Here is an 11,761-nt window from a genome sequence, read left to right on the forward strand (position 1 = left end):
AATGGCTTGCGATAAGCATTACTGGAGTGGATTACTCTAGTAGAGAAGAAAAATATGTTAGCAATGAAGATATTAATACTATAAGAAAAGAATTGCTACCGGGTGATATTCTCTTAAAGAGAAACAATTATCAACTAACAAATATCGGTATAGAAGGATTTTGGACTCATTCTGGGATTTATATAGGATGTTTAAATGAATTGGATAGCTACTTTAAGGATATGCCTCTAGGAGATTATTCATGTGTGTCAGAGTATGTAAATGCAATCTATCCGAAAGTATACGATAGTATATGTAGTAGTGACAATATAGAATATATTATAGAAGTTATTGCCCCGGGAGTCGTAATAAACTCTTTATATGCAATTGCGAAAGTTGATTATTTTTCTGCTCTAAGGCCAAAGCTATCTAAAGAAGATAAATTAAAGGCTTTATTTATAGCTTTTGAATCTTTAGGTAAGGCATATGATTATAATTTTGACATTATGACTGATAATGCACTGTTTTGTAGTGAACTAATTTACAAGTCTTACTTATGCTCAAGTAATAAGAAAGGTCTTAAATTTGACTTAGAACCAAAAGCCGGTAGATTATTATTATCACCTAATAGCATTATTAAAAAATTTGATGAAGAATTTGACAGTGGAAATTCAGAATTTGATTTTGTAGTATTTTATGATGGTAGTGAAACAGAAAGAAAAGCTATAAGCAAAAATGCAGTGGATTTAAAAACAACCTGGAAGCTAACTGGGTGGAAAATAGTAATGAGTAGGATTATTCTAAATACAAAAACAAGGTATCCAGTAGTGAAAATGAATTTAGTGTTGTCAAAACTAAGATTTATTTTGTATGGAATGTTTTAATAAGTGTAATATATGTATATAATATAGGTGATATAGTTAAAAAGATACGTAAAATACTAGACTTAATTCTAGAAAAGAAAGTGGGATAAATAATTAATATGAGAAATATAAAAATTGTAATAGAATATGATGGAACTAAATACAAAGGGTGGCAAAGACTTGGAGATAGTGATAATACGATTCAGCATAAAATAGAAGCAGTATTAAGTAAAATGGCTGGAGAAAATATTGAAATTACTGCGTCTGGTAGAACAGATGCGGGTGTACATGCAACCAATCAAGTAGCAAATTTTAGAACGGAATCTACTATGCCAGATCACAAAATGCGTAGTTACTGTTATGAATATTTACCAGAAGATATAGTAGTGAAGACAGTGGAAGAAGTAGATCTTAATTTTCATGCAAGGTACTTAGCTAAGGCTAAGAAATATGTATATAATATTTGTAATAATAAAGCGCATAATGTATTTACTCGAAAATATGATTATCATGTGATACAGCCTCTAAATATAGAAAATATGAGAAAAGCATCAGAAATATTAATAGGTGAGCATGATTTTCAAAGTTTTACAACTCTTAAAAGTAAGAAAAAATCTACTATTAGAGATATTTACACTATAAATATTGTAAATGAAGATGGAAATATAGAAATTAGTGTTCAAGGAAATGGATTTATGAAAAATATGGTAAGGCTAATAGTTGGAACACTTGTTGAAGTAGGAATAGGTGAAAAATCTGTAGATGAAATTGGTGTTATTTTAGAGAAAAAAGAAAGAAAGTATGCTGGACACATAGCACCAGCTAAAGGATTGTTTTTAGAAGAAGTTAATTACTAAATAGTTTTAATAAATACAATTAAATAATAAAAACAACAAAGGGACTAATAATATTAGTCCCTTTGTTGTTTTTATTTTAAATGGTGAGTTAAAGTATACCTTCGTTTTTTAATAAATATTCAATTTCATCAACTTTTTTAGAAAGAGTGTAAAAACTTTCTTTTAGAATATTTTTTGAATCGGGCGTTTCTTTTATAGTTTTCTCTAGCAATTCTATAGTGTCGAGTGCATCATCAATGCCATTTTGTGCTAGTTTCAGATTATCTTTTTCCATTCATTAATCTCCTTATCTTATGATATTTTTAAATGTATACCTAAATCCTATCATTAGTAATTACTAATTTCAAGCTAGAAAGAGCTTTTATTTTATAGAACCCATAAAATATAAGGCTTTTATAGTATATGTTACCAATTAAATATTAATATATGCAAGTTTATAGAAATGGCTACATATATATTAATGAAACATTGATAATTTAAATGCTAGGAGGAGTATATATGATAAATATCATTTGGTTTTTAATTTTATCATTAGGAATAATTATTGGAATTATTACAGGAAAAGGAGAGATTTTATCAAAGGCTGTTGTCTCATCAACAGCTAGCTCTGTTGAGCTTGTCATGGGGCTAGTTGGGATGATGTGTCTTTGGTGTGGAATAATGAAAATTGCTGAGAAAAGTGGATTAACTCATAAATTAGCTATGGTGCTTAGACCGATTTTAAAACTTATTTTTAAAGAGGCTGGAAAAGATAAAAAGGCAATGGCTAGTATTACTATGAATTTAACAGCGAATATGATGGGACTATCTAATGCAGCAACACCCTTTGGCATAAAGGCAATGGAAGAGATGCAGAAAAATAATAAAGAAAAGGAAACAGCTAGTAATGACATGGCTTTATTCTTAGTTTTAAATGCTGCATGTATTCAAATTTTGCCTACAACTGTAATATCTATAAGAGCTGCGTACGGTTCTCAAAATCCAGCAATTATAATACTTCCAGCCATACTTGCAACAGGTACTGCTGCAGCTCTCGGAATAGTTTATTGTAAAATTCTACAGAGGTTTTTCTAAGGAAAGGGTGTCAGCAACTATATATAAATTTAAATGGGGGTAGGTGGAATCGGGTGATTCTAGGGAATTTAGTATCATATATTTTAAAAGGGATAATTCCAATTATCATTGGACTAGTTGTGGTATATGGATTTATTAAGAAGGTAAAAGTGTATGAGTGTTTTGTGGAAGGGGCAAAGGATGGAATAACTATTTGTCTTAAGATTTTTCCGTACCTTTTAGCTATGATTATTGCTGTCAATGTATTTAGAGCCTCTGGGGCTTTAGACTATTTTATTTATTTAGTAAGACCAGTTGTTGTATTTATTGGCCTTCCACCGGAAGTTGTTCCTTTGGTTCTAATAAAACCACTATCTGGAAGTGGAGCACTCGGAGTGTTTACTGACATTATAAAACAGTATGGAGCGGACAGCTACATAGGGCGCGTGGCATCTATAATAATGGGTTCAACAGAGACTATTTTTTATACCCTTACAATATACTTTGGGGCGGTAAATGTAAAAAAAATTAGACATACATTGTTTGCAGCCATTTTGGCAGATATTACATCAATTATAATGGCAGTTAATTTGGCCAAATTTTTCTTTTAGGGATATTTTACAGAAGGTGGTATAAATCTATAAATTTAGAAAAAAATATTGACATAGTGATTTATATAAAGTACAATTACTATTAAATAAATGCAATGATGAGAAGAGTAATAAGCTGGAATGTTAAAAGAGAGCTGAGGTAGGTGAAAATCAGTAACAGACGAGCTTGTGAACATGGCCTTTAAGCAGATTATCCCATTAAAGAACTATAAAAGCTTGTTTGTGAAAATAAACTTTTGAATTTTATTAGTAGGATAATACGGTAGAAACCGTTATATTGACAGGTGATAAAAATCACCTATGGAGATTTTTATAGTGATATAAAGATAAATTAGAGTGGTAACACGTTAAATACGTCTCTAAACAGAATGAATGTTCTGTTTAGAGATTTTTTTTATTTACTGGGAAATAATAATTATTAAATCAGGAGAGGTAGGAGAAAACTATGACTAAAAAAACTTATTATATTTCGACACCAATTTACTATCCATCATCAAATTTACATATCGGTAATACATATACAACAGTAGCTGCTGATGCAATTGCAAGATTTAAGAGGCTTATAGGTTATGATGTAATGTTCTTAACGGGAACAGATGAGCATGGACAAAAGCTTCAAAGAATAGCAGAAGAAAAAGGGGTTACTCCAAAAGAATATGTAGATGATGTAGTAGCGGGCATAAAAGATTTGTGGGATATTATGAATATAAGCTATGATAAATTTATAAGAACTACAGACGATTACCATAAAAAGGCTGTTCAAAAGCTATTTAAGCAGTTGTACGATCAAGGTGATATTTATAAAGGGGCATATGAAGGTTGGTACTGCACTCCTTGTGAATCTTTCTGGACAGGTACGCAGGCGATTGATGGAAAATGTCCTGACTGCGGAAGGCCTGTTGAAAAAGCAAAGGAAGAGGCATATTTCTTCAAAATGTCAAAATACGCTGATAGACTTATTGAATACATTGAAAGTCATCCTGAGTTTATTCAGCCAGAATCAAGAAAAAATGAAATGCTAAATAACTTCTTAAGACCGGGTCTTCAAGATTTATGCGTTTCAAGAACAACTTTTAATTGGGGAATACCAGTGGAATTCGATCCAGGCCATGTTATATATGTGTGGGTAGATGCGCTTTCAAACTATATAACGGCTCTTGGGTATAACGGTTGTGATACCTCCCTTTATGAGAAATACTGGCCAGCAGATGTCCACTTAATAGGTAAAGATATACTAAGATTCCATACAATCTATTGGCCAATTATGTTAATGGCATTAGATTTACCACTTCCAAGGCAAGTATTTGGTCATGGATGGCTTCTTTTTGACGGTGGTGTAAAAATGTCAAAATCTAAAGGTAATGTAGTAGACCCAGTAATACTAGTTAATCATTTTGGAGTGGATGCAGTAAGGTATTATTTGCTTCATGAAATACCATTTGGTTCAGACGGAATATTCACTAACGAAATATTCATAAAGAAAACAAATTCGGACCTCGCCAATGATTTAGGTAATTTATTATCAAGAACTGTAACAATGGTAGAAAAATATTTTGATGGAGTTATTCCAGCACCGAAAGATATAGCGGATGTTGATAATGAGCTTATAGAAGTAGCACTTGCAGCGCCAAGTAAAGTAGAAAAAGCTATAGAGGAATTAAAAATTCCCGAAGCATTGGATTATGTTTGGGCACTTATTAGGCGGACTAATAAGTATATAGATGAGACAACACCTTGGATTCTTGGAAAAGATGAAGCTCAAAAGGGAAGACTGAGCACAGTATTATACAATTTAGTAGAATCATTAAGAATAACTTCAGTATTAATTTCAGCATTTTTACCGACTACAAGTGAAAAAATAAATGTACAATTAAATGTAGGAATAACAACTTGGGATAGTATAGCATCTTTTGATGGAACAAGTGCGGGAACAAAAGTTAATAAAGGGGAAGTGATGTTCCCAAGAATAGATGTAGAAGCTAAAATAGAAGAACTTAATAAGATTGTAGAAGAAAGCATGAAGGTAGCACAAAAGCCTACTATGGAGCCTGTAAAAGAGGAAATTACCATAGAAGATTTCGAGAAAATAGATATGAGAGTGGTCAAAGTACTAGAATGCTTGCCAATAAAAAAAACTAAAAAACTTCTTAAGCTAAAGGTAGATTTAGGTGGAGAAATAAGACAGGTGATTTCAGGAATAGCTGAGCATTATAAGCCAGAAGATTTAGTTGGAAAGTATGTAGTACTTGTAGCTAATCTAAAACCTGTTACTTTGAGAGGAGAATTATCTCAGGGTATGATAATTGCAGCAGCAACAAAGGACGATAAGGAGTTATTTGCAGTAACGGTGCCAAGTGAATTACCTACTGGTACAATAGTTAGGTAAGTTTATTTCAAAAGTATGAAGTTCTAGTAAATTAGACTTCATGCTTTTGTTTATGTAGGATAATTAACACCTAGTCTATTGAATTTTAATGATCATAGATTTATAATTAGTTGTTATAATTACTATAGATACTACGAGGAGGAAAATTTATATGAAATTTATTATAGGGTCCTTAGTTGGAGCTGTTATCGGGTATATAACAAATTGGTTAGCTATAAAAATGCTATTTAAGCCACATAAAGAAGTTAGAATAGGTAAGTTGAAAGTTCCATTTACTCCAGGTGTTATACCAAAGGAAAAGTCTCGAATTGCTAAAAGTGTAGGGGAGTCTATCGGGAAGCATCTTTTGACAAAAGAAACAATTACAAAATCCTTATGTAGTGAAAATATGAATGATCAAGTGCATTCTTGGGTAAAAAATAAAGTTGTAGATTTACAAAACAGAGGAGTTACAGTTGAAAATGAGTTAAAAAATTTACTAGGCGAAGAATACTATAAAGTTATTGTTAAAACTAACAATAATCTTTCTAAATTACTTATAGATTATATAAATGAAGAGGCTGTTAAAAGTAATATCGTTAAATATATAAACAATCAATTAATGCTTGAACTAGGTGCTAAACCGGGAGTTATTTGTGAAAGTGAATTATATAATTCAATAAAAAGTAAAATGTTAAATGCGGCAATAGAGTATAAAGATTCAGAAGGTTTTCATCTAGAGATTCAAAACATATTGGAAGAAAAAGTGAATGGACTAAAGCTTTTAGACAAGAATTTTGACGATGTGATACCAAAGGAAATAACTGACAATATAAAAGTGCATGTATATGCAAAAAAATATGAGATTGCTATGGCAATAAAAAAAATGATGAAAGAAGAAAAAAACAGGCACAAACTTAGAGAAATTGTAGAAGAAACAATTAGCACTAAGTTAAGCCCAATGATAGCGATGTTTATGAATGCGGATAGCATTAATGATAAGGTTGTAACAGGTATAAATGAATTTTTGGATGATGAAAAAAACCATAATGATATTGCTTCAATTATTAATGACATAATAGACAAACTTATGAATGAATCAATATCTAAAGTCTTATCTGAATTGTCTAAAGAGGAAATTCTTCTTGGTATAAATCCACTACTTGATTTATTCAAAACAAAAATTATAGATAAAAAACTTATTATAAGCACTTTTGATAAAATAGAGGGTGCAATTAGTAATTACAAATCTATTGAAGAAATGCTTGAGAAAACAGGCATAGACTACAAAAATGCAATAGAGGAATTTATAAATAGTAGAATAGTAGCTATTGCAGAAAGTGATTATGTGAAAATAAAGATAGCAGAATTAGTATCAAAGATGATTAATAGGTCTTTACAGATAGAGACGAAATCAATATTTGAAGAAGATGGGAATAGGTTGTCAGAATCTATCTCTAAAATAGTTAGAGAGCAATACAATAAATTTGTAGAGAATAAGGCGGCTGATGTAATTGAAGTATTAGATGTGGCTAAAATAGTTGAAGATAAAATAAATGAATTTGATGTAGCTTTTGCAGAGGAGATCATATTGGAAATTGCGAGTAAGGAGTTAAAAGCTATAACTTGGATAGGGGCACTTCTTGGAGCAATTATGGGTATTCTCGCTCCTATATTGGGTTCGCTTTAGTATATATACAAATATAGATGCGTAGAAAGGATGGCAATTTATTATGATATTTGATTCACATGCACATTATGATGATGAGGCTTTTAATGAAGATAGAGATACAGTAATAAGTGAGATAAAAGATAGAGGAGTAATAGGAGTATTAAATTGTGGTGCTTCTATTGAAGGTGCAAGAATGTCAGTGGAATTATCGGATAAATATGATTTTATATATGCGGCAGTGGGAGTACACCCAGAACATGCTGATACTGTTAATAATAAAATTATTGATGAGTTAAGAAATTTAGCACAAAATGTAAAGGTTAGAGCCGTTGGAGAAATAGGATTAGATTATTATTATGAAGAAAATCCAAGTAGAGAAATTCAAAAAGAAGCTTTTAGGATCCAAATGAAGCTAGCAAAGGAACTTAAACTACCAGTTGTTATTCACGATAGGGATGCGCATAGTGATACTTTAGATATATTAAAAGAATTTCCAGAGGTAACAGGGGTAGTTCACTGCTTTTCGGGAAGTGTTGAATTTGCTAAGGAATGCTTAAAGCTCGGATATTATATAGGATTTACAGGAGTTATAACCTTTAAAAATGTAAAGAAAGCAATAGAGGTTGCAAGAGCGGTACCAATGGATAGGATACTAGTGGAAACAGATTGCCCATACATGGCACCAACGCCATATAGAGGGAAAAGGAATAGGTCTGATTATATTCGATGTATAATAGAAAAAATATCAGAAATTAAGGAAAGGTCTATAGAAGAAATTGAACAGATAACAATACTAAATGCAAAACATTTGCTAAAAATAAATTAATGGTGTAAAATGGTTAATATCTTAAATTATAGAAAATATTTACAGATAATTATGGTTATTATTATTGATATCGAAGCATATAATTTTAATGAAAAATATTATTTGCTAAATTACCCTTGAAAGACTGGATTAGCTAATATATTTTGAGATTATAATCTGTGATTATAATTATATGCATAGTGATGCATTGACAGTAAAACTGAGAGGAATGGGTTCGGAATTTGACACATTAGTTGCTTTAAGGTATAATACCCAAGTACTCTTGTCCAAGGGAGGGAATTTTGAAAATGAAAAATGTGAAAAATGATTTTAAGAGCTGTTTTTCCAATGGTCCTAAAACGTTCTTTGTGGTAATGCTAGTATTAACATGCATTACAGCCACCTTATTTAATATGAAAAAAGCTATATCAATTGTTGTTGATGGTAAATCTATAGAAGTTATAACACTTAAAAGTAATGTAACTCAAATACTAAAAACTAACAATATAGCATTAGGGGCGAAAGACCAAATAACAGTTAGTCTAGACAGTAAAGTAAAAGATGGAGACAAAATATATATAAAAAAAGCTGTAGGTGTTAAATTATCAGTTGATGGGAAAAATTCAAATGTTAAAACTGCTGAAGGTACAGTAGAAGATATGCTAAAAGCAGAAAAAATTATATTAAATGTTGAAGACAAAATTACCCCGTCAAAAGATACTTTGCTAAAACCGGGGTTACAAGTAAAAATAACAAGAGTAAAAACTGAGGTTCTTAAAGAAACCCAAGCAATAGACTTTGTAACTGAATTTAAGAACACTAGTGAGCTAAATAAAGGTGTAAAAAAAGTAGTACAAAAAGGAAAAACTGGACAAAAACTTCTTACTTTAGCTATTGTATATGAAAATGGAAAAGAATCATCAAGAAAACTAGTAAGTGAAGAACTTAAATCAAATCCAGTTAAAGAGATAATTGAACTCGGAACAACTAGTGTATATAAACCATCGCGTGGAGGTGAGATTAGTTATACTAATAAATTAAGAGTCAGGGCAACAGCGTATAATGCTGATTTTCAGTCTACGGGTAAAAGTCCCGGTGATCCTGGCTTTGGTATAACTGCCACTGGAGTAAAGGCAAAAAGAAACCCTGGTGGTTTTAGTACGGTAGCGGTAGACCCTAGAATTATTCCTCTTGGAACAAAGGTATATGTAGAGGGGTATGGATACGCCATTGCGGAAGATATAGGTGGAGCTATAAAAGGCAATAGAATAGATCTATATTACAATACCATTAATGAAAGTATGAATTGGGGTTCTCGAAGTGTAAATATTTATTTCTTAAAATAGGAGCTTAAGCTCCTTTTTTTTTCTTTAGAATTTTCAATTAGTAAATAAAATGATATTATATATATAGTTATTAAAAAATAATAAGAAGCATGTAATTAGAAAATACTACACACAAAAGAGCGATTAGGAGGACATTATGATTAAAGAAGTAATAGTAGTTGAAGGAAGAGATGATATTACAGCAATAAAAAGAGCTGTAGAAGCAGAACTCATTTCGGTAGGTGGATTTGGAATTAACGAGAAGGTAATTAATAAAATAAGAGAGGCTCAAAAGCGAAATGGAGTAATAATATTTACCGATCCAGACTTTGCTGGAGAGAAAATAAGAAGAATTATTACTAAAAGAGTACCGAATGTAAAGCATGCATACATATCTCAAAAGGATGGCACAAAAGGTTCAGACATAGGGGTTGAAAACGCATCACCTGAAACGATAATAAGAGCTCTTGAAACTGCAAAATTTGAAGTTCAAGATAAAAGAAAAGAGTTTAATATAGGCGATATGATATTTTTCAAGTTAACAGGTGATAGTAAAGCGAAAGAGCGTCGAGATGCATTAGGAAATGAGCTAGGTATAGGATACGGCAACTGCGCGCAATTAATAACTAGACTTAATAACTACGGTATTATTAAAGAAGAATTTATAGAGGCAATTAAAAATATAGAAAAGGAGATGAACTATGGAAAACTTAACGATTAGTGAGGTTGCAAGGAAATATGATTTTAAGTTTAAAAAAGGACTCGGGCAAAATTTTTTAATTGATGACTCAGTGCTAGAAGATGTTGTAGATGGTGCGGATGTTAATAGTGAGGATTTTATTATAGAAATAGGGCCGGGTTTTGGAACTTTAACTAGAGCACTTTTAAAAAGAGCAAAAAAAGTTTGTTCCATAGAGTTAGATGAAAAACTTTTTCCGATTTTAGAAGAAGAACTTAAAGAGTTCGATAACTTTGAACTTATTCATAAGGATGCGCTAAAAGTAGATTTTAATGAATTAATGGGAAATGAGAAATCCGTAAAGCTTGTAGCTAATTTGCCATATTATCTTACAACTCCAATAATCGTAAATTTGCTCACCAAGGGTTATAATTTTAAATCACTAACTATAATGATACAAAAAGAAGTTGGGGTAAGAATTGATTCTGAGCCTGATTGTAAGGCTTATGGAGCATTTTCCATATTAGTTCAATACTACTGTAATACGAAAATATTAAGTCTCGTGCCACCATCAGCATTTCTGCCGCAGCCTAAGGTAGAATCTATTGTTATTAGATTGGATAAATTAGAGGAACCTAAAGTTAAGGTTAAAGATGAAGCATTATTCTTTTCTATAGTTAGGCAATCTTTTAATATGAGAAGGAAAACACTGTGGAATGGTGTTAAAAATATTGGCGTTAGTAAGGAAGATTTAGAAAAATGTTTTGAAAGAGCAAACATTGATCCGAAGAGAAGAGGGGAAACTCTATCACTTCAAGAATTCGCTACACTTTCAGACGAAATAGGTCTTGTAAAATAAATTTTCAGATGTGTTCATTTTTTATTATTTGTTTCATATATTATAATGAATAAGTTTTATATGGAGGGAAAAGAAGGTGACACCTAAAAAAAATTATAGTAGGTATTTTATTATATTACAAGAAGATGAGAAAGGGTATTCTTTAGACTCTGAAAAAATTCCGTCTGGTTATGCTAAGCTTGAAATGAAAAACAGTAAATGTAAGGTTTCATACTATGTGCAAAACCTAAGGAAAGAAAAACAACCTTACTACATGATTTTGATATGTGGTAAAAAAGATGTAAATAAAATTATAAAACTGGGTAAATTGAACATAGACGATTATGGTAGGGTAGATATTTCACATGAATATGATACAGAAAATATAGCAGACACTGGTATTTCTGCTGATAAGATTATTGGGGCTGCAATTGTGAAATTTCTAGATAATAATGTAGTCTCTATAATGAGTGGATTTTCAACAACAGATAAACCAAATGAATGGAGAAATTATAAGTTAGCAGATTTGAACAAGGAAAAGGAAGAAACTAGAACAGAGAGTGTAGTTAATGAGTTTGATGAATATGAGCAAGACATTGAATTAATTAAAGTTAAAATGGATGAAACTATTGATGAAAAAGTGCAGAGTGATGTAGTTGAAAGGGTCGAAGATGAAGAAGGAGATACTATTCAAGTAGCTATTGTTGAAAACGT

Annotated in this window: 11 protein-coding genes, 1 pseudogene and 1 other annotated feature; of the genes and pseudogenes, 11 read left to right on the top strand and 1 reads right to left on the bottom strand. The window is 31.2% G+C overall.

The annotated features are described in order from the left end of the window. Both ACJAX4_RS17630 and truA read left to right on the top strand, forming a co-directional pair. The coding region (locus ACJAX4_RS17630; protein WP_435790759.1) for a YiiX/YebB-like N1pC/P60 family cysteine hydrolase at positions 1 to 863 on the top strand (863 nt) is incomplete at its 5' end. A gap of 98 nt (positions 864 to 961) precedes the next feature. Beyond that, on the top strand, positions 962 to 1,699 hold the full coding sequence (gene truA / locus ACJAX4_RS17635; RefSeq protein ID WP_435790760.1) for a tRNA pseudouridine(38-40) synthase TruA: 738 nt from the start codon (positions 962 to 964) through the stop codon (positions 1,697 to 1,699). 88 nt (positions 1,700 to 1,787) lie between these two features. Here the strand turns inward: truA and ACJAX4_RS17640 are convergent, their stop codons facing one another. Further along, positions 1,788 to 1,973 carry a hypothetical protein gene (locus tag ACJAX4_RS17640; RefSeq protein ID WP_435790761.1) on the bottom strand — a complete coding sequence of 62 codons (186 nt, stop codon included), beginning with the start codon at positions 1,971 to 1,973 and terminating at the stop codon, positions 1,788 to 1,790. 224 nt (positions 1,974 to 2,197) lie between these two features. On the opposite strand from ACJAX4_RS17640, the gene ACJAX4_RS17645 reads away from it, so the two are divergent. The 9 genes and pseudogenes from ACJAX4_RS17645 to ACJAX4_RS17685 form a co-directional block, all read left to right on the top strand. Beyond that, positions 2,198 to 2,773, top strand: coding sequence for a nucleoside recognition domain-containing protein (locus ACJAX4_RS17645; protein ID WP_435790762.1), 576 nt, complete (start codon positions 2,198 to 2,200; stop codon positions 2,771 to 2,773). Between the two features lie 53 nt (positions 2,774 to 2,826). After that, positions 2,827 to 3,363, top strand: coding sequence for a spore maturation protein (locus tag ACJAX4_RS17650; protein WP_435790763.1), 537 nt, complete (start codon positions 2,827 to 2,829; stop codon positions 3,361 to 3,363). Between the two features lie 86 nt (positions 3,364 to 3,449). Next, positions 3,450 to 3,727 (top strand) — a binding site (T-box leader). An 81-nt stretch (positions 3,728 to 3,808) separates the two neighbouring features. Further along, positions 3,809 to 5,749, top strand: coding sequence for a methionine--tRNA ligase (gene metG, locus ACJAX4_RS17655; protein WP_435790764.1), 1,941 nt, complete (start codon positions 3,809 to 3,811; stop codon positions 5,747 to 5,749). A 151-nt stretch (positions 5,750 to 5,900) separates the two neighbouring features. After that, entirely contained in the window at positions 5,901 to 7,418 is a 1,518-nt protein-coding gene (locus ACJAX4_RS17660) for a DUF445 family protein (protein ID WP_435790765.1), read from the top strand. A gap of 43 nt (positions 7,419 to 7,461) precedes the next feature. After that, positions 7,462 to 8,226 carry a TatD family hydrolase gene (locus ACJAX4_RS17665; RefSeq protein WP_435790766.1) on the top strand — a complete coding sequence of 255 codons (765 nt, stop codon included), beginning with the start codon at positions 7,462 to 7,464 and terminating at the stop codon, positions 8,224 to 8,226. Positions 8,227 to 8,513: 287 nt separating this feature from the next. Further along, positions 8,514 to 9,551: a 3D domain-containing protein gene (locus tag ACJAX4_RS17670; RefSeq protein ID WP_435790767.1), complete on the top strand. Its 1,038-nt coding sequence runs from the start codon at positions 8,514 to 8,516 to the stop codon at positions 9,549 to 9,551. A gap of 136 nt (positions 9,552 to 9,687) precedes the next feature. Beyond that, the gene (gene rnmV, locus ACJAX4_RS17675; protein ID WP_435790768.1) at positions 9,688 to 10,251 is read left to right on the top strand and encodes a ribonuclease M5; all 564 of its coding nucleotides are present in this window, start codon (positions 9,688 to 9,690) and stop codon (positions 10,249 to 10,251) included. Continuing rightward, entirely contained in the window at positions 10,232 to 11,068 is an 837-nt protein-coding gene (rsmA, locus tag ACJAX4_RS17680) for a 16S rRNA (adenine(1518)-N(6)/adenine(1519)-N(6))-dimethyltransferase RsmA (RefSeq protein ID WP_435790769.1), read from the top strand. The genes rnmV and rsmA overlap by 20 nt, the downstream gene beginning before the upstream one ends. A gap of 76 nt (positions 11,069 to 11,144) precedes the next feature. Further along, positions 11,145 to 11,761, top strand: a pseudogene (locus ACJAX4_RS17685) (hypothetical protein); the annotation flags it as partial.

This window comes from Clostridium sp. (assembly GCF_051278035.1).
Taxonomy (GTDB): Bacteria; Bacillota; Clostridia; order Clostridiales; family Clostridiaceae; genus Clostridium_AD.